We start from the raw sequence: 25,370 nt of genomic DNA on the forward strand, positions 1-25,370 counted from the left end.
ACATGTACCAGCACCAGCGCCATCAAAGTCTACTCCTTCTACTGCTTCTAAAGTTGGAGGTAAACCAAGAATCTTTCCTTGGTCATCGGTGATTACCCAAGAACTCATGCTTCCTGCTCTATCGCCTGTTAGTGATAAACCTGAAACCATATCTGGAGAACCGTCTACACAGAATTCGAACGGACCACCTACTATTTCTCCAGCTTCTTGAGCAAGAAGATTTTGCGCCATAAAAAGAGTAACAAATACCATAAGAAACATGGACCACCGTAGGCGGATCACATCTCGAATTTCATTTTCACTTAAAAGTAATTTTTTTTCCATCTTTTTCATTTTTAGATTATTAAACAAACTAAGTGTAATAGATTCAATGAAAAGTCACGAAAACATATACTTTAAAATAAATGCTGTTAGGATTTTGTGATAAGTTCGACTAGTTTAAAATCATTTCTTTTACTAAGGCCAATATTTAGAGGAGTTTAGGGGATATTTTTCTGAATTCATCTATTTTGAATTCCTTGTGATATTTGTGTGATACTTTTTAACTTCTTTCGTAACCTATTAATTATGAAACAAATACTTATCATAGAAGATGATCCGGAAATCATAAAATTACTGGAGATACATCTTACCGATCTTATTTATTCTACTTCGAAAGCGATGGACGGAGAACAAGGACTCCAAATGGCTTTGGAAAATGATTATGATCTTATTTTATTAGATTTGACACTACCGACAATGGACGGAGTTACCATTTGTAAAAAGCTTCGAGAAAAGAAGAACACGCCCATTATTATGCTCACAGCAAAATCTGAAGAAATTGATCGTGTTTTAGGCTTGGAAATGGGTGCGGATGACTATATCACAAAGCCTTTTAGCATTCGAGAGTTATTGGCAAGAGTAAAGGCTGTGATGCGAAGAACGGACTCGACCAAGGTTGAAAAACAAAATTCTTCAGCGATTTCAGTTGAGGGATTACTTATTGATATTGATCGAAGAAAAGTTCTTTTAGATAATAAACGAGTGGAGTTATCCCCAAAGGAATTCGAACTTTTGGTTCTGATGGCTTCTAATCCTGGAAGGAATTATAGTAGAGCGGAATTGCTTGATATGATTTGGGGCTACAATTTTGAAGGCTATGAACATACCGTGAATTCGCATATCAATCGGTTACGAGCAAAAATAGAATCCGACATGGCGAATCCGACCTATATTTTGACTACTTGGGGCGTTGGCTACAAGTTTAACGAAGACATTGCAATATGAGCAAAACACCAAAAACACTTACACCAAAGTTAGTAAAGAAGTTATGGCTGGCCTTTATTCTATTGGTTGTTATGATGGGAGTTTCCTATATCGGAACGACCAATTACTTTGCTAATAAGCATAATCAAGAAACAACACAGCGCCTTAATGCTGACGTTGCCAATCATGTAATCGCCGAAAAGTTTCAAAATGCTTCTCCCTTTCTAGAAGATGGAAGCGTGAATAAACCGCTTTTTGGGGATTTAATGCATGATATGATGGCGGTAAATAGAGGTATCGAAGTGTATCTTTTGAATGATGGAGGTGAAATTTTATATTCAGTGGTTCTTGACCCAAATGATAAAGATGCTACTAAAAGCGTGTCCTTAGCTCCCATAAAGTCATTTATCGCCGATAAGGGTGAGAAATTCATTTTGGGTGATGACCCTAGAAATCCGGAAGAGCAAAAAATATTCTCGGCAGCTCCCTATTCTGTGGATGGTAGAAACGGATTTGTTTACATCGTTCTAGCAGGAAAAAAATTCCAAGAGGTTAGCAGTACGTTAATGGGGCAATATTTTGCTAAACTAGGTTTAGGAGCGATTTCCTTAACTACGGTTTTTGCAGCGTTAATAGGACTTTTAGCCATTTGGTTTCTTACTAAAAACCTTCGAGTAATTACTAGTACCGTGCGTCGCTTTAGTGAAGGTGATTTAACAGCTCGTATTAAGAATCCGGAATCTTCTGATATTTCAATATTTGCGAACTCTTTCAATGAAATGGCGGATACGATTACGGGAAATATTGATAAAATGAAATCTGTCGATTTATTGCGCAGAGAATTAATTGCGAATGTTTCACATGATTTACGAACACCTTTGGCCATATTAAAGGGGTATATTGAAACCCTTCAAATGAAACGTGATACGCTTTCGGAATCTGAAAAGCAAGAATATCTTCAAATTACTCATGATAATGTAGATAAACTTTCAAAGCTCATTAATCAGTTATTTGAATATTCAAAATTAGAAGCGGAACAGGTGACTCCAGTAAAAGAACCATTTTCGATTACGGAGTTATCTCATGATTTAATTGCGAAATTCAAAGTACTTGCAGAACAAAAACAGATTGAACTTCATATAGATAATCCTAAGGAAAACAATATGGTTTTTGCCGATGTAAGTCTGGTAGAAAGAGCACTTCAGAATTTGATTGAGAATGCTATAAAATATACCGAACCCAAAGGAAAAGTGACACTTTCACTTCATAAAAAAGGTAAAAATGTCGAAATAAATATAACAGATACAGGCACTGGAATTCCTGTTAATGAACAGCCCTTTATTTTCGATAGATATAAGCAAGTTGATGAAAGCGCAAAGAAACAAGGCTCTGGACTAGGCTTAGCCATTGTCAAGAAAATTATGGAACTACATGATACTACGATTACTGTACTTAGTAAACCAAAAGAAGGTAGTTCCTTTATATTCAATCTACCCGTTTACCAAGTATAAACTTTTTGCTATGAAAAAGAGAGCCCCTGTGTTGTGTTGTTAGCAGGGGCTTTTTTTATAGTCCGTTTATAAAACTTCCATAGAGATCTTTGAATTGATATCCCTCTGAAAATCGATTCTTGCTCAATTTTTTATGCGCCACTAGGCCCCAAAGGACGATTTCCTTTAAGAAATACGTGTCTTTCTTTGGAAAATCAGGTTGGTGTTCTTTTAGCAATTGATTCAATTCTGGAATACTATCTAATGTTCTTTTGTATTCTTCATCCGTGAAATCATCGAGCAGTTCGAAGCCCTCACCTTGAAAAAACCAATGTAAGAGTTCATCATAGGGTGTTTCTTCATCTTTACGTTCCAACTTATTTATTTTGGGGAAGTATTCTGGGAATAAAGATTTCACAGCATCGTCTATTAAGATAGCGGCAACACCATCAGCTCCCTCCTGCTCTCCTTCATACACCAATTCGATTTTACCTGTTATTGCGGGAATCACTCCCAAGAAATCACTCAGTCGGACCATTGTAGAATCTGCCCCTGTTAATAAAGCTCTTCTTTCAGCAGTACTCAAAAGGTTTTCAAATGCCGTTATACTGGTTCTTGCACTCACACCACTCTTAGCATCCACATATTCACTGTTTCTAGCTTCAAAACTGATTTGCTCTAATAAATCCTTTGCGATATCGGGAACGTAAATGGCATCCGTTTGTCTGGAATCAAGATTTGCTTCTTGCTCCGTAATCTTACGAGCTGTTTCGATATCATCAGGATAATGCGTTAAAATCTGGGAACCAATTCTATCCTTTAAGGGAGTAACAATACTTCCTCTATTCGTATAGTCCTCCGGATTTGCCGTAAACACAAATTGTAAATCCAACGGAAGTCGCAACTTGAATCCACGAATTTGAATATCACCTTCCTCCAAAATATTAAATAGAGAAACCTGAATACGAGCCTGTAAATCTGGGAGTTCGTTGATAACGAAAATACAGCGATTTGCTCGCGGAATCATTCCAAAATGGATGACACGATCATCCGCGTAAGATAATTTGAGATTTGCAGCTTTTATAGGGTCTACATCACCAATCAAATCTGCCACCGTAACATCGGGAGTAGCCAATTTTTCATAAAAACGATTATCGCGATGCAGCCATGAAATGGGAGTTTTATCTCCTTTTTCTTTAATCAACTCCATTGCATAACGGGACATCGGTTTTAAAGGGTCGTCATTAATTTCAGAACCATCCACAACCGGAATCCATTCATCCAAAAGACCAATCATCAGTCGTGCAAGTCTTGTTTTGGCTTGCCCCCGTAATCCTAATAAATTAATATTATGGCGGGAAAGAATCGCTCTTTCCAATTCTGGAATTACCGAATTCTCGTAGCCCCAAACTCCCGTAAAGGAATCTTCGCCGTTTTTGATACGTTCTCTAAGGTTATCCCTAAGTTCGTCTTTGATACTTTTGGTTTGGTAACCTGCTTTTTTAAGTTCTCCTAAAGTGGAGATTTTTTCTTTATTCAATTGCATATTTTTTTAAAAAGGATAGAATATAGAAAAGAGAGAAAAGACAGTTTTATGGTAATGCTTATATCTTTTTTCTCTTCTCTCTCCTCTATTCTCTATATTCTTATTTCAATCTTTTCCGTCTATTATTCTCGTAATCCTCAAAAATCATTTCGCCTAACCCCTTCAACCCTGTAAAGAAGGCTTTGCCTTTGTTGGCTTCCGTGAAATGCCGTATAAACTGCATTAAATAAGGGTCTTGGGCAATCATGAATGTTGTTATCGGAATATGTAATTTTCTAGCTTGACGGGCCATATTGTAGCACTTCTCCACAATATAATCGTCAAGACCAACGCTATTCTTATAATAATTACCGTCCGGAAGTCTTAGGCAACTAGGTTTTCCGTCGGTAATCATGAAAATCTGCTTGTTGGTGTTTCGTTTTCTACGGAGCATATCCATAGCCAATTGAAGTCCGGCAACGGTATTCGTGTGATACGGACCTACCTTTAAATAAGGCAAATCTTTGATGGGAATGGGCCACGCATCATTTCCGAAGACCAAAATATCAAGCGTATCTTTCGGATAGCGCGTCGTAATTAGTTCTGCCAAAGCCATCGCCACTTTTTTTGCTGGAGTAATTCGATCCTCCCCATACAAAATCATACTATGACTAATATCAATCATCAATACAGTACTCATCTGAGCCTTGTATTGCGTGTCTTCGACAACTAAGTCTTCTTCCGTTAGGTTAAAACTTCCTATGCCGTGATTAACTTGTGCATTTTTCAAACTTTCGGTCATGGAGATGTTCCCCAAATCGTCACCATAGCGGTATTCGCGCATATCGCCCGTATGTTCGTCTCCTTGTCCTGATTTTCCTGTTTTATGGTTTCCGGCACCACTGCGCTTTAGTTTCCCAAAGATTTGGTCCAACGCCCTTTGCCGAATGATACGTTCCATTTTTGCAGTTATGGAAATCGTACCGTTACCATTGCCGTCCTCACCATCTTCTCCTTCTTCACCCATTTCGCCTCCGCCGTCTTCGAATTCCTCGCGAATGTATCCTTTCGCCTTAAGGTCTTCTATGAAATCATCGATAGTATAATTCTCATCAGTTAGTTCGTACTCCTTGTCCAATTCTCGTAACCAATCAATAGCCTCATCAAAGTCACCCGAAGTGTGTGTGATAAGTTCTTGAAAAATGTCAAAAAGTTTTTCAAAGGGACTTTGTTCCGGAGCTTCATAAGTGGTGAAGCGGAATCCTTTTCTCATATCCATAGCCATCCTATAAAAATACGGCTTTTAACAAAAGTGGTGAGGCGTTTTAGCGAAAACTTAACGCTTAGAGGAAATTCCAAATGACAAATTCCAAATTCCAAATCGTATGGTGTAAATTCGTGCTGATATGTCACTAGCACATCTTCAAAAACAATGTATCGGATTTCTGAATACGCCTCCACTATGGCAAAACGACCAATTCGGGATTCGACAATTTGAATTTCCGGAAATCGATTTACGTACGTTCCAGCCACAGGCCATACCAGAACGCATCCGATTGGGACACCAAATGGAATATGTATTTAAGCAATTGGTAGCCCATTCGAACCGCTATGAAATTCTATTACACAACCTCCCTATTAGAGAAGGAAAGAAAACTATTGGTGAAATTGATTTTATCCTAAAGGATATACAGACGGAGGAGTTACTCCATATCGAACTTACCTATAAATTTTATATCATCAATCCCGAGATTTCAGAACCTATTCATCAATTAATGGGTCCGAATCGGCGTGATATGTTCTTTACTAAAATGGAAAAGATAAAGAATGAGCAATTCAAACTATTACATTCAAAAGAAGGCACTAAAGCATTATATAACAACAATATAGATTCTTCAAAAATTTCACATCAAACCTGTTATAAAGCACAGCTTTTTGAGCCCTATGGAAGCAATCCCGTAAATATTAGACCCTTGAATACCAATTGTTTCAAAGGCTATTGGCTTCGATTTGAAGATTTCAAATCTGCGGATTTTAAATCCTATGAATTTTATATTCCCTATAAATCACAGTGGGTAATTGCGCCGCATGAAAATGTACCATGGAAAAGTCATTTTGAAATTCTTATGGATGTTAATCTTCGTATGCTTCAAGAAAATGCACCTATGGTCTGGATGAAAAAGTCGGAAACGGAGTTTGAGAAATTCTTCGTAGTTTGGTGGTAAATGTTAATTATGCCGACGCATTGTAACTCTTTTACCAATCTGGCGTCTTATTTTCATCAATCAAATCATCAATCATGTCTTCTACTACATCATCAAGAATTGAAATTATCGATGCCCTTCGCGGTTTCGCCTTAGCAGGAATATTAATCTGCCATATGGTAGAACAATATATTGGTGCCGGTGCGCCAAGAGTGCATTATGAGGCAGTAAGTTCTGGCCTAGCAGACCAAATCATCGATGGATTTATCGGCATTCTCCTTAGAGGAAAGTTTATCGCTTTGTTTTCTTTTTTATTCGGACTCAGTTTCTTTATTCAAATGGACAATGGTGCGAAAAAAGGAATCGCCTATGGCGGACGATTTCTCTGGCGCCTAATATTACTACTTCTTATAGGCTATGTTCATAGTTTATTTTATCGCGGAGATATTCTAACGATTTATGCCATGCTGGGTATATTCCTAATTCCGTTTTATAAACTAGACAATAAATGGGTGTTGGGGTTTGCAGCACTACTATTTCTAGGACTTGGCCGATATATCATTTTTTATTTTACCAATGGAGAGCATCTGTTTTTAGAGGTAGACCCTATGGATATGGAGTCACCCCGAATAGCGGAATATTATGATATACTGAAAAATGGAAGCCTTTCGGAAGTTTTTGCTACCAATAGTTGGGAAGGTCATCTCGATAAAATGAACTTCCAATACGGCGCCTTTGGAAGAGGGTATTTTACTTTTGCTTTCTTTCTTATTGGCTTATATGTGGGTAGGTCAGGATTTTTTAAGCGTTTTAGAGAAGAACGAAAGTTCACCAAAAAGGTGTTGATCGGGTCGTTAATTTTGTTAGTCGTTTCCATTGGTATCACGGCTGGAGCATTTATCAGTATGGGGCAAGGAGGAAATATCAATAGTTGGTTGGGCATGATTGGACTGTCAGGAATGGATATGGCGAATTTAGCCATGACCCTAATCTACATTGCCCTATTTGCCATGCTCTATCGCAAGGTAAAACCTGAAAGATGGCTTAAGAAGTTGGCTCCCTATGGGCGTATGGCACTTACCAATTACGTGCTTCAAAGTGTAATAGGTACTGCACTGCTCTATGGTTGGGGACTTGGCTATCTAGGAGAACTTCAAAATATGTACACCTTTTTGCTTGCTATAGCCATAATTGTATTACAGGTTTGGGTAAGTAAATTATGGTTGCAACACTTTAACTACGGACCACTGGAATGGCTCTGGAGAAGCCTTACCTTTTTCAAGGTTTTTCCGATGCGAAAGAAGTGAAAAGTACAAGTTACGAGGTACAAGGTTTGAAGTATTAAGTCATCAATATCAATCTAACTTTTTACTTTCTACTTTCTACTTTCTACTTTCTACTTTCTACTTTTTACTTAGTACTTTGTACCTCGTACTTGTGTTTATTCAAAGGTATAACTCGTCTTATTAACCTCCGTCAATCGAAAATACCCATGCGCATAATTCTCTGGATTCGTAAGATTGATGCAATTCCCTTTGACGGATACCGGTGTAGCTTCAAAGATTCCAACACCTCCGATTTGGTCGGTTAGAATATCAATATAATTATAGAAGGCTTCCGAAACACCATACATTTCAATATCCAATACATCACCAGCTGCAAAAGGCTGTCTCACATCATTTTCATCATCAGCCTCCTCGATTTCATACCACCAATCGATTTCGTTTCCATTTACGAATTCATCATCACCTACTTCAAAATCAGGGAGTAATTCGCCTTGTCTTTGAAACTTAAAGAAGTAATAGTTTCCTTCTTCTGGCGGGTCAGTAAATATAATATGTGCTTCCAATATTTCATCGTCAAAACCGTCTTCAGTATCCTGAAACAGTTCGGTGATTTCAGGAACGGCCATCAAGGTTTCTTGTGCACTGTAGGTTTCCCCATTATGGATAATTTCCAAGGTATAGGATTGCCCAATTGCGGGAACAAAACTTGAAGTTGCATATTCCCCAGTATTCTGGTCCACAAAAACGAACTCTGCTCCACTGGAATCATTTGTCACTTTTACGGAAGCCCCAGTAACGGCTGTATTGATCGTATTATCGAAAAAAGCAGAAGAATTACTTAATTGGATTGTTTGTTCATTCCCTGCTGTGCCTTTTTCCCAATCTAAGGATGCTTCCACAACAAGTCTGGTGGGAGCTGTTTGTACTGGGACATCGATAACATCTTCACAAGAGGCTAGCGATAGGATTAGGAGTAGTATTGTTGATTTTAATATTGTTTTCATTTTAATTCTTTTTTCTTTGTCATTTCCGTGAAGACGGAAATCTGTCTTTTTTATAATTTAATATTGTGTGAAGTCCTCCCCTAACACCTCCGGAAGAGGGGGATACTTTATTAGTTCGAATCATCATATTGAACATATTTTTGTCTCTTTTCTCTTTTCTATATTCTCTTCTCTATATTCTCTTCTCCCTTTTCCCATCACCTAAAACTTAAAATTATACGTCAATGAAGGAACAATGCCAAAAATCGCAGTACGCGTAGCCTCATTGGCTCCGGTTTCAACATTTTGACCAAAGGATATCGAAGCGGCATTCTTTCTACTATAGGCATTATAGATGCCCAATACCCACTCCCCTTTTAATCTGTTGTTCGGTTTTCGATTGGGTTTGTAATTGAGCGAAAGGTCCAAACGATGATAGGCTGGCAGGCGGTCGGAGTTTCTATCGGAATAGCTTGCGACTGATATTCCCTCATACTCGTATTGTCCGTTAGGATAGGTTACTGGCCTCCCAGTCTGGAACACAAGATTCGCCCCAAAACTAAATTTGTCATTCAAACGATAGGCTCCGGAAATGGAAATATCATGGGTACGGTCATAGGGCGTATTATACCATTCCCCATTGCTGATTCCCAATCCGCCTGCCGGGCCACCGGGAGTGCGCTGTTCGGATTTGGACAAGGTATAGGCAATCCATCCGGTGAGTTTGCCTTCATTTTTTCGGAGTAGCAGTTCGAGTCCGTAGGCTCTGGATTCGCCGTTTAGAATTTCGGTCTCGATGGTATTCTGTCCGATTAAATTGGAGCCGTCGATATAGTCGATACGGTTGTCGGTGGTTTTATAGTAGACTTCGGCTTCCAAGGAATAGACCTTATCGCTAAAGTTTCGAAAATACCCTAAGGCATATTGATTGGACAATTGGGGCTTGATAAACTTGCCACTGGGCGTCCAAACATCCAAAGGCGTTGCCGAAGAGGTATTGCTCAACAAATGAATGTATTGGGCGGCTCTGGAAAAGCCTGCTTTTATCGAGGACACTTCATTCAGTTCATAGGCCAATGCAAGCCGGGGTTCGAAATTACCAAAGGTTTCAATCGCATCTCCCTTTTCGTAATTGGTTTCTCCAATGGGGGTTCCTCGTTCGTAAATGCCTAAAGCTTCATTGTACACCACCGGCTGATTATTGGCATAATCGGTCAAGGCCTGTCCTCCCAATCGGGAGAAAGCACTATAGCGCAATCCGTATTGAGCGGTTAACTTTGAGGTCAATTTGTGTTCTGCACTTGCATATATGCCACTTTCGATGGCTTTTTTTCGGTCTAGCTTTAATGGGTTTACGGGAGAAGTATCCGAAGTCGGACGAATCTGCCCAGGGTCAAAATCGTAGTAAATTCCGCTTGCTCCAAAGTCCAATTTAAACTTATCGCTGAAATAGTATTTCAGGTCATACTTGAGGTTGTAATTGTTGATGGAGGACAACCAATCAAACTGCGCCAAACTCAAATCAAGTTTGTAATCATACTTACTTACGATAGCGGACAGGTTTGAAAAGAGCTTGTCATTAAAGATATGGTTCCAGCGCAGGTTTCCAGAAGAGTTTCCATAACTAGCGCCAAAACTACCGCCGATGTCAAAATTATCGCGACCAAAATATCCCGAGAGGAAAAGTTTGTTGTTTTGATTTATGGCGTAATTGGTCTTTAGGTTCAAATCGTAGAAAGCAGCACTATTCTTTTCTCCCGCTGCTTTTAAAATCAAATCCGCATAGGAACGGCGCCCTGCAATTAAAAAGGAACCTTTGTCCTTAAATAAGGGTGCCTCTGCCGTAAGTCGACTTGAAATGATACCCAAACCACCGGTCAAAGCGAACTTTTTATTATTCCCATCTTTCTGGCGCACATCCAATACCGAAGATACCCGACCTCCAAAGCGTGCAGGAATACCCCCTTTGTACAATTTCACATCTTTGATGGCATCGGCATTAAAGACCGAAAAGAAACCGAACATATGTGAGGTATTGTAAATAATGGCCTCATCAAGCAATACCAGGTTTTGGTCTTGCGCCCCGCCACGGACATGAAAACCACCGGAACCTTCGCCATTGTTGGTAACTCCAGGTAACATTTGCAGGGACTTCAAAATATCAACCTCCCCCAAAACCACTGGCATTTGTTTTACGGTAGCAATGTTCATTTTTACCGTACTCATTTCAGGTTTTTTCAAAATCGCCCGTTCAGGTTCTTCTGCGGTAACCACTACCTCTTCTAGTTCGGTTGAGAACTCGGCAATTTCAAAATCTAGTTTTTGATTTTTGGTAAGGGCAACTTCCTGACTGATTTCTGAATAACCTAAATATGAAATCGTCAGGGTATAGTTGCCCTCGGGGGCCGTTATCGAATAGAAGCCGTATTCATTCGTAATGACCCCAATGGTCGTACCCTTTAAGAATACCGATGCTCCAAAAAGGGTTTCGCCATTGCTTTTATCGGTTATTGTACCATTTAGCGTATAGTTCTGCGCTAGTGCAGTTGAACTTATGAGCAGCAAGAAAAGCCAACAGCCAATGGCCAAAGGCTTTGTAAAGTTTGTTTTTAAAATCATTGATTGTCGTTTAGAGATTGATGTTTTTGATTTCCCTTCTAGAGACAATTGAAAAAATTAGAGGTTGCACGCTAGTGAACAATTAAGAAAATTTTGGCAATGTCTTCTAGGGACAAAGCTATGGTGACGATGCTGTATGCTTCGTTGACTTTGGTTAAGAAAGGTGAAAAACAAAATTCCGCGTAAAGCCTTTACTTGGTGAGTATCAGAATTTATAACTGTTAAAAACTATGGACAACTTGTTAACTAGTAGGTTTTTTCTGCTTAAATAAAAACGGTAAGTTTATTGGGATTTTATAGGATGGATATAGTTAACAACTATATCTAGGTGTTGCCAAACATTAAAAAAACCACTAAACTAAATGAGAGGATTTGAATCTTACAATAAGCTTAAAAACAATCTTAAAGATTCAAAACAAATTTATGATATAACCTATCATCTTTATCAATCAGAAAGAAAACGATTAGAAATTGAAATAGAAGCTGGAAAATTTAAAAATCCAACTTCTATCAAAACATCAATTGGTACAATTGAGCACAGTCCAACTTCACTTTATCAAAGGCTTGAAAACTTATATCCATATAAATTAAGGCAACTATTGCTTATTTCAACAATTACTTCATTGGAGGTATATCTAACAGATGTCATATTAGAAATCTTTGAACGAGATATCACACCATTTAAACAAGATGAACCTGTAAAATTTCAGAAAAACTATTTATTAAGTTTAAGTTCAATTCAAAAAGTACATAATGATTTAATTAAAAAAGATTTTAGAAACTTAACAAGTGGTGGACTTGTCCAAATAGAAAAATATTACAAAAAGATGTTCAATATTGACCTAAAGAATTTGGGTGTAGATTTTAACGACGTGGAGGAGATTCATATTAGAAGACATTTGTTTGTCCATCGAAATGGAATTACAGATGCTGAATACGTGAACAAATTTCCGCAATATGGATTTAGGATTTCTGAACAAATCAAAATAGAACATCAATACTTAATGGATTCATTAAATAAAATATCTGACTTTGCTGGAAGCGTAAACAAAGCTGTTTTAAAAAAATTTCCAGATAAAACTCGACAGACTAAATATCATTTGGGTAAAAAGAACTATGATAATCAACTAAAAAATTTAATGGTTGAGATTAGTATTCTCTCAAGCAAATTCGACCATATAGATTTTTTAAATAATTTAAAGGTTCGCGGAATGGACTTGTCCGAATTTATTGTTCAAATTGCAACAGTTGATAATTCGTGCTTGTTATTTGTATCAGGAAAACAATCGGACTTATCTGCGTTTTTCAAACCAATTGATGAAAATGAGTTTTTAACTATAAACAAGACCATTGAATTGAAAAAATAACGTGTGGCAACAATGTATATAAAACATAGCTGACATAGGCTTTCCGAGAAGTCTGTATCTATTTGGGAAGTCGCCAAATTTAAAAATTTGGCTATTAAAATAGAAAAGATAAAAACAAAATATAAAAATTCGGCTTGTGTATAATCCGAAAAGTTAGCGTCTATTTGCACGCTACGTTTCATATACGAGACCGTTATACGTAATATAAAACCAAGAAATTTGATAAAAGAAAAAATTAAAACAGAACATGCTATTTTAAGGATAGAAATCGCTGATGACTGGAGTAGTAATGATTTTGCTGCCTTATTTGAAAGCACATCATTACTCTATCAATTATTTATTGAAATTGATTCAATACAACATTATCCTGTAGGATTTTTCAAAGATACTCCTAAACCAAAAGACTTAGAGTCTGTAATTGAATTGAATAGTGAATTATATAAAAAAATGAGATTTTCTTCTACTTACGAAAATTCAGAAAAAGTAGAATCCCTAGGGAAACTGAAAAGATTAGACGGACCAGTAATATCAATGGACAGGAATAATCTGATAATTGGCGAAATTCAATATGCATCACCTGGTTTTTCTGATTTTATAGGTTTAGGAAAAATACTTGAACAGGTTTTTTCTCTTATTCAATATTATTTTCCTAACAAAAAAGAACGATTAGAAAATAGCATTATGGAACAAGATTTATTGTCAAAGAAAATTGAAAACCTGAAATCATTGGGATACTCAAAAAAAGAATTAAAAAACTTTATTGACGTTAGAAATAGTACCATTTTAAATTTAGCTGAATTACATCAACATCGAAAAATAACAGATTTCAAAATCAAAGAATACCTCGATTAATACTACGTACAACACCGTGTATAGTTCCTTGCTCTGAAATTCCTACTCGGAATTTACGGCGCCGTTGAACTTTGGTTCTCTCCTATTTGCTAACTTAGAGCTCATCGCAACGAAACCATACACGAACACGCTGTGCGTAAGCTGAAAACCATATGGAAAAAATTGAAATAAAATCCGTTTCCGAATATTTAGAAAAAGTTAATTCATTTGAGCAACAACATATCGCTCAATGGGTTTTTCGCGGTCATAGTGATGAAGCTTACGAACTAGTGCCTAGTCTATTTCGAATAGATATAGAAAACACGTTGACCGATTGGGACGACCTTGAAGAGTATATGCTAAAAGTGTTTCAAAGGGAGGCTCGGCCATTTAATGAATATCAGCCGGCAGATGAAATAGAACTAATTTCTCTGGCTCAACATCATGGTCTGCCAACACGTCTTTTAGACTGGTCTACAAATCCTTTAGTTGCCCTATTCTTTGCCGTAGAACAATACCAGTCTGAAATTGAAAACAGCGCAGTTTGGTGTTATGGATTTCATTCAACTCATAATTGTTTTCCTGAAAGCACAAGAATTGACAGAAGACTGACATTAGAAAAGGAAAACAACATTATCTTTCCAAACCATGTTTCACCTCGAATAACAAATCAATCAGGATGTTTTACAGCTCATGAATTACCCACGGGACGAGGGGATTTTGTTCCTTTCGACCAACAGCCAAACCATTTTGGCGTTTTTGATTTATTTGTCATAAATAAAAAATATAGAAAAGACATTCTTGACCAATTGTACGATTTAGGTTATCATCATGGCCTAATTTATCCAGGCTTGGATGGACTGTCAAAAAGAATAAGGTATGAAGCTTCAACAACCCACAAGCGTTGTTCAAATGTAAGACAGCGAAAAAAGTTTATGAACCAGTAAATAGAAAATGACAAAATCCCCGCTACCGCTAGTCTCCGCCAAAAACTGTCGAACAAGTGTGACTAGTGGCGTCTCGAGTAAGCAATTAAACCTAAAAGCTCCTAATCAGCAATAACTTTCTAGAACTTTCTTTTAGCTCCCCTGCTACCGCTATTCTCCGCCAAAAAAAGGAGGACAGGTGCAACGAGTGAATAAGTAGATTTTGTCTAGTACCATTGAAATGTTAAATTTGAATACTCATTAAAAAGGATAATTACACGGATGTGTTTATCCTATTGTTAGGCACAAGCTTAAAAAACAGAAACTTTTGTAACACTTCCTATCATTCTGTATCAAATCTAAAAACCCATTAGTATGGAATTTCCTTTTAGTAAATCATATTCGGATACAGAACAACAAAATCTTGTAAAACAGGCTATAGATGGCAACAAAGAATCTTTAAATGAAATCATACGTTTTCATCAACCATTCATTTACAACGTGGCTTGGAAAATGTGCCATAATTCTATTGATGCGCAGGATTTAACGCAAGAAGTTCTTATTAAAGTCATAACCAAATTAGGACAATTTAATTTTAAAAGTAAATTTAGAACTTGGTTATACCGCATCGTTGTGAATGAGTTTTTACAATCTAAAAGAAGAAAAGGTGAAACACAATTTTCTGACTTTGATGATTATGGAAAACGTTTAGACCAAGTTCCAAATCCGGAATTGAGCATTGAAGATGAAATAGACTATCAAGAGCTATCCAAAGAAATGCAGATTCAATGTATGAGCGGAATGATTATGTGCCTTAATAGAGAACAACGATTAATATTCATTCTTGGAGCAAGTTTTGGAATTGACCATAAACTTGGAGGGGATATTTTTAAAATAAGCCCCCAAAATTTTAGGATAAAACTTCACAGAGCACGTAAAGACTTATTTAACTATATGAATAATAAATGTGGTCTTGTAAATAAAGAAAATCCCTGTCGATGCCCAAAAAAAGCAAAAGCTTTAAAGAAAATGGGCGTTTTAGATGAGAAAAAAATGCTATTCAACATTAAAACAAAAACTAAAGTAAAAGACTTTGCTGAAGAAAACCACGAAGAAGCTTTAGATGATTTTACCACAACCTACACAAAATTATTTCAAGAACATCCCATTAAAGATGATTTTGATAAAGATACCATCATTAAAGAACTTATACATAATGATAAACTTTCAAGTTATTTTAAGTTCTAAATTCATCTAAAATTTCAATGAAATAGATGAAAAAGGTCACTTCTAAAAGAAGTGGCCTTTTTTGGTTTTGTAACACATTATGTATTCATGTATCAAAACAGTAAATCATATAAAATTTATTGATATGGAATTTAAAGAAGAAATTATCATTAACAAGCCAATAGAAGAGGTTTGGGGCGTATTGGGACATCAATTTGGTGATGCTTATAAATGGGCATCAGGTATAAATCATTCTAACGCTTTTGGTCCACCTGTAATTAATGGAGCTCCTTCAAATAATAGAGCTTGTGAATTGCCATCGGGCAAAATTAAAGAAGTCATCAGAAAATTTGATTCAAACAATCATATACTTGAATATGAAGTCATTGAGGGTTTTCCATTTTTCGTAGATACCGCAATCAATAATTGGCAACTGACCAAAATAAGTTCCGATAAGACTAAAGTGAACATGCATCTAATTGTAAAAACCAAAGGCTTGGTAGGTAGCATAATGAATCCTATGATGAAGATGCAACTAAAAAAGCAGCTTGTTCACATCCCAAATGATTTGAAACACTTTATTGAAACAGGAAATCCCAGTGAAAACAAGGCCCATGAATTGGAAAAATTGGCAAAGAAAGCTGCTTAGGTTTTGTAACACCGATTCAAATACCGTATCAAAGGAATAGCACTTAAAAATTCAAACTATGACAGTCACAATGAAATCAATATTCTCAATCGCACTAATAAGTCTAATGAGCCTTAATGCATCGGCTCAAAGTATGGAAAAGAAATTCCGTACAGTTAAAGTAGAAATGAAAATAAACGCAACTGCCGAACGTGTTTGGGAAGCAATGGTTTTAGACTATGGGGAGATATCAAACTTCTCACCATATATCTATACATCAACATACACCAATAATTCTTTAAAGGGAGAATTAGGAGCAGAACGCAAATGTAATTTTAATGCAAAAGGAACACAATGGTCTAAAGAACGTATTTCTGAAATTGATAACGAAAATATGCTAATGCGCAATGTGGTCATTGATGGTGCAAAACTTCCTTTAAACTTTGATAATTCACAAGCATTTTATAGAGTAAAAGACAATGGTGATGGTACATCAACAGCATCCTACGAGTTTCAATTTAGAACCAAACCGGCTTTTCTTGGAATGCTAGCCAAAGGAGGATTCAAAAAACAACTGTCCGGAACTCTGGTCGGACTAAAGCACTATGTAGAAACCGGTGAACGCGTTACTGGAGGTACTAATAAACACAAAGAAATCAAGAAAAAGTACCCTAAAGCAACCGTAATAAAATCATAAACTAAACAGGTCTTTATTAATATCTTAAATTTTAATACTATGAAAAAAATAGCAATTTTATGTACCGTAATTATTTCAACATTGAACATATTACAAGCTCAAACCCCTTTGGTTACTGAAATAGAAAGTTCTGCAGACGAGGTGTGGGAACAAATCCGGAAAATGGACAATATTGATGAGTTATCATCTTTTGTGTCTAAAGTACAATGGAAAGGACCAAAAAATGTTGGTGGCGAAAGAGTTTGCACTTCCGCAGATGGAAAAGGATATTTCAAAGAAAAAATTACAGGATTTAATGATGAAACCAGAACGTATTCTTACCAAGTGATTGAAGGCGTTCCTGCAAAAAATATGAATAACACGATTAAAGTAGTTGATTTGGGCTACAATAAATCAATGCTTGTTTGGACATCAAATTTTGAATTTATTGAAAACCCTAATATGACAAACGAGCAATTCAATACTTTCTTAAAAACGGCAAGAGCAGAAATGGTCGAAAACATAATTAAATTGGTGAAATAACGCCAGTGCCTAACAACGCTTATAAGTAATGGCGATTTGAGTTTTTATTCAAATCGCTATTACTTTTTACTTTATAGATTGCTTTTTTAAATGTAGTTCCCATTGGCTCATTACTATTCATACATAAGACTAGTAATACGGCTAATCCGCACTAACCACTTCTCTAATCTTAAGCATCGGTTGAATATTCCTAAAATTGACCTCTGAATCTATGCCCATTGCTCTCTAACAGGTTGTCGTATCTACAAAATATCTACTCAATACCTACGTTTGAACTATAGACAAAAGTGTGCACGCAGTAACGCTTTTAAAGCCATAGGGCTTTTCTAACCCCAAAGACAACTCCTTTGAAGATTAAAAAGTTCTGGAAACGATTTTTAGTAGCGCTATTCTTGGTGCCGATTTTGGTTGTAGGAGGTCTAATGCTCTATATTCAGGGCAACCAGTCTGAAATCATTAAAGAGGAGATTGCAACACTCAACCAAGAGCACAAAGGCCGTATTAGTGTTGGGGACAGTAAACTATCTATTTTTAAGAACTTTCCATACATCTCCATCAAGGTTGATGATGTCCAGATTTTTGAAACCAAAGCAGCCAATGCCCCCATCATCATGGATGTCAAAGACATCTATATCGGTTTTAACCTTTGGGATATTGTCAATCAAAACTATGATATTCAATCGCTATTGCTAGAAGACGGTGTTTTTAATATTGTTATTCATGAGAACAATACCACTAATATTCAAAACTCCCTCGCGAGTACAACCGAAACTGATACTTCTTCTACCAATATTCATCTAAAAAAGATTCGACTTAAAAATCTGGACATCCACACCTTGGATGAAGCCACAAATACCGATGTGGAAAAATTCATCTATACCGGTAATGGAGGTTTTAGCCAGAAGGACAGTATCATCGCTGGGCATGTCGATATGGATTTGGAACTGAACGTCATCAAAGAAGGCGATACCACCTTTATTCGTAAAAAGCATTTTGAAGTCCATACTGACCTCGTTTTTAATGAAAACACAGGTATACTTGACATAGAACCATCGGGCATTACCATGGAAAATGGTGATTTTGAGTTGGAAGGTTCCATAGACACCGAGAATGATGTAGACTTGAATCTGTATCTCAAAGGAACAAAGCCCAATTTTGATATGCTCATCGCTTTTGCACCAGACGATGTGATACCCATCTTGGAGAAATATAAGAATGCCGGTGAAATCTATTTTTACACCAGTATTCAAGGGCCTTCCAATAAAGGAAATACCCCTTCGGTAAATGTTGATTTTGGGGCTAGTGAAGCCTTTTTAGAAAACACAAAAAGAGGCAAAAAGATAGACAATATGGGCTTTAATGGGCATTTCACCAATGGAGACAACCGAAATGCGAGCACCATGGAATTTTCGTTGACTGATATGACGGCATCGTTGGAAAAGGGAGAATTAGAAGGTTCGGTTTTTGTAAAGAATTTCGATGCTCCCGAAGTGGATATGAAAATACGCTCCAATTTCAAACTAGATTTTATTACTGATTTTTTTGAATTGGATGATATACAAGATGCTTCTGGAGAAGTTTCGTTAAACATGAATTTTCATGATATTGTTGATATTGACAATCCTGAACTGGCATTACAACAACTCAATCAGGCCTATTTTGCAGAATTGCTCATCGAAGACCTGAGTTTAACGACCAAGGATCTCCCGGCGCCCTTACATGATATGAATGTGCATTTGGTCATGAAGGGTAAAAAAGCCAACTTGAATCAGTTTGAACTCTTTATAGGAGATTCAGATGTATCCGCAACAGGTTTTCTTTCAGATTTACCCGCGATAGTGCATCATACGAACATTCCCGTAGAAGCCCATTTAGATATTTCCTCCAAGCATTTGGATATTGCCCAATTAACCGGTTTCACGAAACAGGATACCCTACAAAAAGGTATCGATGAACAAATACAAAATTTAAGTCTGGGGCTTTCTTTCAAGACTTCTGCGAAAGACTTTACGGAGTCCAAGTATTTACCAAAAGGGGAGTTTTTTGTGGATAGCCTCTATGCGGACTTAAAGCATTATCCCCATAAGCTACATGATTTTCATGCGGATGTTTTAATCGATGACCAAGACTTGGAAATAGTAAATTTTACAGGCTATATAGATGATAGTGATTTTCATTTTGACGGACTCATACACGAGTATGCTTTTTGGATGCAACCCGAACTTAATGGAGATGTGGATTTAGATATTAATCTCACTTCCAAAAGCTTACGCTTAGAGGATGTCTTTTCGTATAAGGGCGAAAATTATGTTCCCGAAGAGTATCGTCATGAAATTTTTGACGATTTGGCCTTGCATGTTGCTTCTAGTATGCATTATAAAGATTCTGCTTTGCATTCCATCGATTTGGCTCTGGACAAGTTAGATACCAAAATGGAATTGCATCCCCTTCGCTTTCATGATTTTAGAGGGAAGATACATTATGAAGACGAGCACGTTGTTATAAAAGACTTTCACGGCGAAATAGGAAGCACCAATTTTAATTTCGATTTGAATTATTACTTGGGAGAAAATGAGCAAATAAAGAAACGGGATAATTACCTAGTATTAAAAGCAAATTATATCGACTTTGATGCCTTGTTTAAGTTTAATCCGAATCCTCCGAAACCAACAGCAGCGGTAGCTTCAAAAACTGCGGATGTCAAAGAACATGCCGAAGCCTTTAATATCTATGAGTTGCCCTTTACGGATATGCAGTTTAAAGCAGATGTCGCGCACTTTATATATCATAGAATAGACCTTCAAAATATTAAAGCAGACATACGCACCACACCTGACCATTACATACACATAGATACCTTACATATGGATGCCGCTGGCGGGGATATTCAATTAAGTGGCTATTTTAACGGTAGTGACCCAAAACACATCTATATGCAGCCAGACTTGGTGATGAACAATGTGGATTTGGATAAGTTGTTGTTCAAATTTGAAAATTTTGGGCAAGACCATCTTATTTCAGAAAATTTACAAGGAAAGCTTACTTCGCGAATTAAGGGCAAGATCAGAGTATACCCCGATATGGTTCCCGATTTAGACCAATCTACCTTAGAAATGGATGTCAAAGTATTGAACGGGAAGCTAAAGAATTACGACCCTATGCTGGCACTTTCCGACTATATGGGCGATAAAAACCTGCAAAGTATTCGCTTTGATACCTTACAAAACAATTTGGATATCAATAAGGGGAAGATTACGATTCCCGCTATGAATATCGAATCCACTTTAGGCCATATGGAACTATCCGGCACGCATGATAACAATCAAAATATCGATTATTATGTGCGCATTCCTTGGAAAACGGTACGGAAAGCTTCCATGCAAAAATTATTCGGAAAGAAGACGGACTCCGTTATTAGCAAAGAACAAGAAGATGAAATCGTAGAAGTAGACCCTAACAAAAAAACGAAGTACCTGAATCTAAAGATCAAAGGGAATATTGATGATTATAAGGTCTCTTTGGGTAAGAAAAAGGGGAAATAGCTTTTAGCTGTTGGCCTCTAGTGCTCGTATTCGACTAGTAGTCGCAAGTATCATATTTCTACCTTCACGATTGAAAATATTTTTTAAGAACTGAAATACAAGATACTATCTTTTCAAGAATCGAGTTCTAAAAGTAAGACCACACATCTCACATACAGAACACATGAAAAAAATAGTAAAAACTACCGGCTGGATATTTTTAATACTTCTACTTCTGGCTATTGGTTACAGCATTTATGTTTATCAATCCAGTCCATGGATAAAAGCTTTGGCCAATAACGATGAATCTCAACTTTTCTATCGACCTAGCACAACTATGGAAGACATGGGCGGCCTAGCATATGATGAACATATTTTAAAAGTAGAAGATTCTTTAAAAATTCACAGTTATACGTTTAAACCTACAGCAACATCAAAGGCGAATATTTTTCTGATTCGAGGCAATAGTGGCAATGTAAGCACGGGCATAGAACCCATACAAGCTTTGGTAAATAATGGTTTTAGCGTTTATACGGTTGATTGGAGAGGTTATGGTAAATCAACTGGAGCACCCAATTATAATGGTATACTAGCAGATACGCAAGCAGCGTTTGAAGATTTTCAAAACACCATGGTCAATGACAGCACTAAAACCATAGTTTATGGCATGTCATTAGGTGGGCAATTAGCCGTTAAGATTGCAAAGGACAATCCTGCGAAAGTAGATGCACTCGTCCTCGATGGCAGTTTAGCTTCCGCACATAACTTTATCAAAGACAATGTGGAAGGATCTGTATTGTCGTTGCTGATGAAAAAGCCTGAAGACTATAATCAAGAGTATATTGCCTTAAGGGATATTGCAGACATTGAAAACATGCCCAAATTAATTATTCATAGTAAGTCGGATAGGGCTGTTCCTTTTAAGCGCGGCCAAAGTATTTTTGATGCCGCCCAAGAACCGAAAGAATTCTGGGAAACTGATACCGAACATATTCGAACTTTGCAAGATTTGACTAAGGAAGCAATTGAGAAGATGGAGGCTTTAATTCAATAACGCTTCTTTATACTTCGAACCTCGTACTTATTACTATTAATCCGCACTAACCACTTCACTAATCTGAAGCACCGGTTGAATATTCGTATAGTTGGACACATCAGCTCTGAGTGCCTCTGAATGCGTACCCATTTGACTTTGGCAAGTGGCTAGGTCCGCAAAATAAAAGTAACCGACGGCTACATAGGGCGCGGCAGAATCAGGTGCGCCACCGCCTAGTCCCTTATCGATTACCATAGCCTTTAATTTATCACCAAACAAACCTGCTGCCATGGGCATGTGCTTATTGGTATAATAGTCCATATCGAAGGTATTGCCTTCCCCATTCTGGTAAAAGATGGCTACTTTGACCATACCTTCTTTGATTTTAGATTCTCCCGAAGATTCATATTTCGTAAAACCGAATAGCAATCCGGCGACTACAACTAAGAGCGTGATTTTTGTTTTCATTTCAATTCTATTTTTATTGTCATTTCCGCGTAGGCGGAAATCTTTTGAATTATAGTTTAAATACTAAAGATAAAATAAAAACCATACTACACTACCATCATTGATTTATCCCTCTAATTATTGTAGTTTTAGAATCCATCATCAAAAGATTTTTATCATGAAAAAATTAAACTCTTTTATTTTCAGCTTGGTCTTCTTCCTTTCGATTTCGGCCTTTGGTCAAGATGATAAAGCAGCCGTGCAATCTGCTCTAGAAGATTATGTCAATGCGCTGTATGAGGTCAAACCTGAATTAATCGAACGAAGTGTCGATACCACTTTGCGTAAAATCGGATATTGGTACGATGACAAGTCCAGTGCATATCGAGACAACTTGCCCATGACCTACCAACAGCTCTATGATTTGGCAGGCACATGGAATAAAGATGGTGATCGCACCTCTAAAGACTCTCCTAAGAAAATTGAAGTCCATGAAGTCAATGACAAAACTGCTACAGGCAAACTAACCGCCGAATGGGGCATTGATTTATTTCATCTCGCCAAAGTCAATGGCCAATGGAAGATTATGAATATTATTTGGCAGAGCGCTCCAAAGTAAGAAGTACGAAATACGAGGTACGAAGTCGGAAGTATAAGGTGGTAATAACAAATCTAAACCTCCATGACCAGCTTATAGCCGACACCGCGAATATTGGCGATTTTTACGCTGGAATCCGCTTCGAGTTTCTTGCGCAATTTTGAGATAAAAACATCCAAGGTCCTACCTACATAATCACCTTGATCTCCCCAAACCTTGTTTAGAATAACTTCTCGCTCAACGGTGGTGTTGACCATGTTGTATAGTAAAAGAAGTAAATCTGCTTCTTTACTAGTCAATTCTATTTTCTGGTGATTAATTAAAAGTTCTGTATTCCGCTTGTCAAAATGATATTCGCCCAAGGCGATTAAATTTGGGTTTTTATTAGCTGATTTTCTGCGTTTCCAAAGAAAAAAGAAAAGTCCTGCGCCTAGAAGGAGGGCCCCTGCAATCAAACCATAATTCATGGGACTTATAACGGGAGTCACAGAAAGTGAAGCTATGTCGGAGTCATTTGTCATAAAAGTGAATACGAGACTATAACAGGCTTTGGGTTGCATTCTAACTCCACAGGGAATGATGTCCGATTGCTCTAAATCATCCATTTTAAAGCTATAGACTACCTCACCAGTTTCACATTCACCCACTTCGACAATATATTCACTTGGGATATCTGCTTCTGTAATTACACTATCAATTATAGCGACCAGTTCCACCGGTTTGAATTCAAACTCCGATTCGAATTGAATCCTATAGGTATTATTTTCCCTGCTAATAGGCAACACACGAGAAGTACTGTCATTTGAACTGAGCAGTAATTGATGACCAATCATCCGCAAGGCCACATCAATACTTTTTTCTTCATAGGAATCTTGGGCATTCCCGTTGGAGATAAGCAACAAAAGACAAATAAAAATGGGAAATGTGAACTTATGAAGTTTATGACGCATGTTACAAAGCTATTTGAATATCGGACAATTTGAAATGATTTACACAAAATTTACATCAATTTACACTTCATAAACACAGTATAGCGGCTATGCACGTTAGATTTGAGTGAAATTAATCAATGAACCCGTTTTTGGGTTCTTTAAAACAAACAGATATGAAACAGCGTATTTTAATTTTTTGCATGGCATTTACTGCTTTAGGACTAACCGCATTTGGTGTTATAAATTGGAGTGACTCAGAAACAGATCATTTAGAAGCGACCGTAAGTACAGATGTTGCTATGAATATGCCAATTGAGGGACCAGAGAGCAAGGAGCCTCTTCCTGATTTTTCATACGATGTGGGTACAAGGTTTAGGCCTATGAAAAAAGAAAAACTCCACAATGCCACTTCAATTCATGATTTTTTCTATGCTGAGGAGATACAAGAGATGGTCGTGCTGGAATCGGTAGATATTAATATGATCAAAAATGAAAGACCATCCCATATTCATGAAATCGGATATACCAAGGAGCTAAATGAAGCCCAACTGAAACTCATTCAAACCTTTGATTATTCTTCGAATTTTGCGATTCGAGCCGAGTTTAAAAAAGTTAATACCTATACAGGAATGTTGGTAGACGAGTATTCTAACCCTCACATTACTATTGTTCCAGAAAAGCAGGCTGAATATGTACCCGGTAAGAATGCACTAATTACATATTTACGAGAAAACAGCAAAGAAGCTATTATCGATGTACAAAAGGACAAGCTACGACCGGCAAAACTATACTTTACGGTGACAAAAAATGGGGGCATAGAAAATGTTAGACTGGATAATCATTCAGGGTATCCTGAGGTGGATAAAAAAATGATGGAACTGATTTCCAATGTACCTGGCTCATGGGAACCAGCTGAAAATATCAATGGGGAAAAAGTAAATCAAGAATTGGTGATTTCTTATGGACTGATGGGTTGTTAGACTGACGAACTGTTTTTATTTTAAGGCTTCTTCGCATTGGTGAGGAAGCCTTTTTTATTGATCTACTCTAGTAATCATACGTCGTGTGTGTATGTAATCAGTAAGCCAACTTTGTGAAGCGATAGTGTTTCTGTTGAACTTTCTGCTAGCTTCAACACCCCCCCCTATTCAGCTTCGCTCGCAACCTTCGAACAAAATACATTTTGCTACTATCCTGCCCTCAAGGGGATAATGATAATTCCAATTTTCGACTTTGTACTTATTACTTTGTACTTTTTTCCTTCTTCGTGCAACTATCCTAACTTC

21 protein-coding genes and 1 pseudogene are annotated in these 25,370 nt (G+C 37.2%); 15 read left to right on the top strand and 7 right to left on the bottom strand.

The annotated features are described in order from the left end of the window. Positions 1–324, bottom strand: a pseudogene (locus ACKWCD_RS03435) (hypothetical protein); the annotation flags it as partial. A 243-nt stretch (positions 325–567) separates the two neighbouring features. Between ACKWCD_RS03435 and ACKWCD_RS03440 the strand changes: the two are divergent. Both ACKWCD_RS03440 and ACKWCD_RS03445 read left to right on the top strand, forming a co-directional pair. Further along, positions 568–1,266, top strand: coding sequence for a response regulator transcription factor (locus ACKWCD_RS03440; RefSeq protein WP_413982533.1), 699 nt, complete (start codon positions 568–570; stop codon positions 1,264–1,266). Next, positions 1,263–2,756 (top strand): sensor histidine kinase, encoded by a 1,494-nt coding sequence (locus ACKWCD_RS03445; RefSeq protein ID WP_413982534.1) that lies wholly within the window; start codon positions 1,263–1,265, stop codon positions 2,754–2,756. Before ACKWCD_RS03440 ends, ACKWCD_RS03445 begins: the two co-directional genes overlap by 4 nt. Before the next feature lie 55 nt (positions 2,757–2,811). Here ACKWCD_RS03445 and ACKWCD_RS03450 read toward each other — a convergent pair whose 3' ends face one another. Further along, positions 2,812–4,281 (bottom strand): MoxR family ATPase, encoded by a 1,470-nt coding sequence (locus ACKWCD_RS03450; RefSeq protein ID WP_413982535.1) that lies wholly within the window; start codon positions 4,279–4,281, stop codon positions 2,812–2,814. A 100-nt stretch (positions 4,282–4,381) separates the two neighbouring features. Further along, entirely contained in the window at positions 4,382–5,545 is a 1,164-nt protein-coding gene (locus tag ACKWCD_RS03455) for a vWA domain-containing protein (RefSeq protein WP_413982536.1), read from the bottom strand. A 121-nt stretch (positions 5,546–5,666) separates the two neighbouring features. On the opposite strand from ACKWCD_RS03455, the gene ACKWCD_RS03460 reads away from it, so the two are divergent. Together ACKWCD_RS03460 and ACKWCD_RS03465 are read left to right on the top strand one after the other, a co-directional pair. After that, positions 5,667–6,485 (top strand): DUF1853 family protein, encoded by an 819-nt coding sequence (locus ACKWCD_RS03460; protein WP_413982537.1) that lies wholly within the window; start codon positions 5,667–5,669, stop codon positions 6,483–6,485. A gap of 74 nt (positions 6,486–6,559) precedes the next feature. Beyond that, on the top strand, positions 6,560–7,771 hold the full coding sequence (locus ACKWCD_RS03465) for a DUF418 domain-containing protein (RefSeq protein WP_413982538.1): 1,212 nt from the start codon (positions 6,560–6,562) through the stop codon (positions 7,769–7,771). Positions 7,772–7,905: 134 nt separating this feature from the next. On the opposite strand, the gene ACKWCD_RS03470 is transcribed toward ACKWCD_RS03465, so the two are convergent. Beyond that, complete coding sequence (locus ACKWCD_RS03470; RefSeq protein WP_413982539.1) at positions 7,906–8,754, bottom strand: DUF4249 domain-containing protein; 849 nt, start codon at positions 8,752–8,754, stop codon at positions 7,906–7,908. A gap of 201 nt (positions 8,755–8,955) precedes the next feature. Then, positions 8,956–11,352 (bottom strand): TonB-dependent receptor, encoded by a 2,397-nt coding sequence (locus ACKWCD_RS03475; RefSeq protein ID WP_413982540.1) that lies wholly within the window; start codon positions 11,350–11,352, stop codon positions 8,956–8,958. Between the two features lie 362 nt (positions 11,353–11,714). On the opposite strand from ACKWCD_RS03475, the gene ACKWCD_RS03480 reads away from it, so the two are divergent. The 9 genes from ACKWCD_RS03480 (at position 11,715) to ACKWCD_RS03520 (ending at position 22,125) form a co-directional block, all read left to right on the top strand. Then, complete coding sequence (locus tag ACKWCD_RS03480; protein ID WP_413982541.1) at positions 11,715–12,719, top strand: hypothetical protein; 1,005 nt, start codon at positions 11,715–11,717, stop codon at positions 12,717–12,719. Between the two features lie 219 nt (positions 12,720–12,938). Next, positions 12,939–13,571 carry a hypothetical protein gene (locus ACKWCD_RS03485; RefSeq protein WP_413982542.1) on the top strand — a complete coding sequence of 211 codons (633 nt, stop codon included), beginning with the start codon at positions 12,939–12,941 and terminating at the stop codon, positions 13,569–13,571. 152 nt (positions 13,572–13,723) lie between these two features. Next, positions 13,724–14,497, top strand: a complete 774-nt coding sequence (locus ACKWCD_RS03490; RefSeq protein ID WP_413982543.1) for an FRG domain-containing protein — start codon at positions 13,724–13,726, stop codon at positions 14,495–14,497. A gap of 354 nt (positions 14,498–14,851) precedes the next feature. Further along, positions 14,852–15,724 (top strand): RNA polymerase sigma factor, encoded by an 873-nt coding sequence (locus tag ACKWCD_RS03495; RefSeq protein WP_413982544.1) that lies wholly within the window; start codon positions 14,852–14,854, stop codon positions 15,722–15,724. Between the two features lie 124 nt (positions 15,725–15,848). Beyond that, on the top strand, positions 15,849–16,352 hold the full coding sequence (locus tag ACKWCD_RS03500; RefSeq protein ID WP_413982545.1) for an SRPBCC family protein: 504 nt from the start codon (positions 15,849–15,851) through the stop codon (positions 16,350–16,352). 70 nt (positions 16,353–16,422) lie between these two features. After that, complete coding sequence (locus ACKWCD_RS03505) at positions 16,423–17,028, top strand: SRPBCC family protein (protein ID WP_413982546.1); 606 nt, start codon at positions 16,423–16,425, stop codon at positions 17,026–17,028. Positions 17,029–17,067: 39 nt separating this feature from the next. Further along, complete coding sequence (locus ACKWCD_RS03510) at positions 17,068–17,550, top strand: SRPBCC family protein (protein ID WP_413982547.1); 483 nt, start codon at positions 17,068–17,070, stop codon at positions 17,548–17,550. A 347-nt stretch (positions 17,551–17,897) separates the two neighbouring features. Further along, positions 17,898–21,092: an AsmA-like C-terminal region-containing protein gene (locus ACKWCD_RS03515; protein ID WP_413982548.1), complete on the top strand. Its 3,195-nt coding sequence runs from the start codon at positions 17,898–17,900 to the stop codon at positions 21,090–21,092. A gap of 163 nt (positions 21,093–21,255) precedes the next feature. Then, on the top strand, positions 21,256–22,125 hold the full coding sequence (locus tag ACKWCD_RS03520; RefSeq protein ID WP_413982549.1) for an alpha/beta hydrolase: 870 nt from the start codon (positions 21,256–21,258) through the stop codon (positions 22,123–22,125). Between the two features lie 36 nt (positions 22,126–22,161). On the opposite strand, the gene ACKWCD_RS03525 is transcribed toward ACKWCD_RS03520, so the two are convergent. Continuing rightward, on the bottom strand, positions 22,162–22,575 hold the full coding sequence (locus ACKWCD_RS03525; protein ID WP_413982550.1) for an EthD family reductase: 414 nt from the start codon (positions 22,573–22,575) through the stop codon (positions 22,162–22,164). Positions 22,576–22,732: 157 nt separating this feature from the next. Here ACKWCD_RS03525 and ACKWCD_RS03530 point away from each other — a divergent pair, with 157 nt between their 5' ends. Beyond that, complete coding sequence (locus tag ACKWCD_RS03530; RefSeq protein ID WP_413982551.1) at positions 22,733–23,173, top strand: nuclear transport factor 2 family protein; 441 nt, start codon at positions 22,733–22,735, stop codon at positions 23,171–23,173. Between the two features lie 53 nt (positions 23,174–23,226). Here the strand turns inward: ACKWCD_RS03530 and ACKWCD_RS03535 are convergent, their stop codons facing one another. Continuing rightward, the gene (locus ACKWCD_RS03535) at positions 23,227–24,102 is read right to left on the bottom strand and encodes a winged helix-turn-helix domain-containing protein (protein ID WP_413982552.1); all 876 of its coding nucleotides are present in this window, start codon (positions 24,100–24,102) and stop codon (positions 23,227–23,229) included. 155 nt (positions 24,103–24,257) lie between these two features. Between ACKWCD_RS03535 and ACKWCD_RS03540 the strand changes: the two genes are divergently transcribed. Then, on the top strand, positions 24,258–25,064 hold the full coding sequence (locus ACKWCD_RS03540; RefSeq protein ID WP_413982553.1) for an energy transducer TonB: 807 nt from the start codon (positions 24,258–24,260) through the stop codon (positions 25,062–25,064). Positions 25,065–25,370: the final 306 nt, after the last annotated feature.

The organism is Maribacter taeanensis (assembly GCF_047345145.1).
Classification (GTDB): Bacteria; Bacteroidota; Bacteroidia; order Flavobacteriales; family Flavobacteriaceae; genus Maribacter_C.

What these genes read in the sequence shown, in the direction of transcription:
- ACKWCD_RS03535 (WP_413982552.1), bottom strand. Translation starts at nt 24,102, where the DNA reads ATGCGTCATAAACTTCATAAGTTCACATTTCCCATTTTTATTTGTCTT.
- ACKWCD_RS03505 (WP_413982546.1), top strand. Translation starts at nt 16,423, where the DNA reads ATGAAATCAATATTCTCAATCGCACTAATAAGTCTAATGAGCCTTAAT.
- ACKWCD_RS03500 (WP_413982545.1), top strand. Translation starts at nt 15,849, where the DNA reads ATGGAATTTAAAGAAGAAATTATCATTAACAAGCCAATAGAAGAGGTT.
- ACKWCD_RS03460 (WP_413982537.1), top strand. Translation starts at nt 5,667, where the DNA reads ATGTCACTAGCACATCTTCAAAAACAATGTATCGGATTTCTGAATACG.
- ACKWCD_RS03470 (WP_413982539.1), bottom strand. Translation starts at nt 8,754, where the DNA reads ATGAAAACAATATTAAAATCAACAATACTACTCCTAATCCTATCGCTA.
- ACKWCD_RS03475 (WP_413982540.1), bottom strand. Translation starts at nt 11,352, where the DNA reads ATGATTTTAAAAACAAACTTTACAAAGCCTTTGGCCATTGGCTGTTGG.
- ACKWCD_RS03450 (WP_413982535.1), bottom strand. Translation starts at nt 4,281, where the DNA reads ATGCAATTGAATAAAGAAAAAATCTCCACTTTAGGAGAACTTAAAAAA.
- ACKWCD_RS03455 (WP_413982536.1), bottom strand. Translation starts at nt 5,545, where the DNA reads ATGGCTATGGATATGAGAAAAGGATTCCGCTTCACCACTTATGAAGCT.
- ACKWCD_RS03510 (WP_413982547.1), top strand. Translation starts at nt 17,068, where the DNA reads ATGAAAAAAATAGCAATTTTATGTACCGTAATTATTTCAACATTGAAC.
- ACKWCD_RS03530 (WP_413982551.1), top strand. Translation starts at nt 22,733, where the DNA reads ATGAAAAAATTAAACTCTTTTATTTTCAGCTTGGTCTTCTTCCTTTCG.
- ACKWCD_RS03495 (WP_413982544.1), top strand. Translation starts at nt 14,852, where the DNA reads ATGGAATTTCCTTTTAGTAAATCATATTCGGATACAGAACAACAAAAT.
- ACKWCD_RS03520 (WP_413982549.1), top strand. Translation starts at nt 21,256, where the DNA reads ATGAAAAAAATAGTAAAAACTACCGGCTGGATATTTTTAATACTTCTA.
- ACKWCD_RS03540 (WP_413982553.1), top strand. Translation starts at nt 24,258, where the DNA reads ATGAAACAGCGTATTTTAATTTTTTGCATGGCATTTACTGCTTTAGGA.
- ACKWCD_RS03465 (WP_413982538.1), top strand. Translation starts at nt 6,560, where the DNA reads ATGTCTTCTACTACATCATCAAGAATTGAAATTATCGATGCCCTTCGC.
- ACKWCD_RS03490 (WP_413982543.1), top strand. Translation starts at nt 13,724, where the DNA reads ATGGAAAAAATTGAAATAAAATCCGTTTCCGAATATTTAGAAAAAGTT.
- ACKWCD_RS03525 (WP_413982550.1), bottom strand. Translation starts at nt 22,575, where the DNA reads ATGAAAACAAAAATCACGCTCTTAGTTGTAGTCGCCGGATTGCTATTC.
- ACKWCD_RS03480 (WP_413982541.1), top strand. Translation starts at nt 11,715, where the DNA reads ATGAGAGGATTTGAATCTTACAATAAGCTTAAAAACAATCTTAAAGAT.
- ACKWCD_RS03440 (WP_413982533.1), top strand. Translation starts at nt 568, where the DNA reads ATGAAACAAATACTTATCATAGAAGATGATCCGGAAATCATAAAATTA.
- ACKWCD_RS03445 (WP_413982534.1), top strand. Translation starts at nt 1,263, where the DNA reads ATGAGCAAAACACCAAAAACACTTACACCAAAGTTAGTAAAGAAGTTA.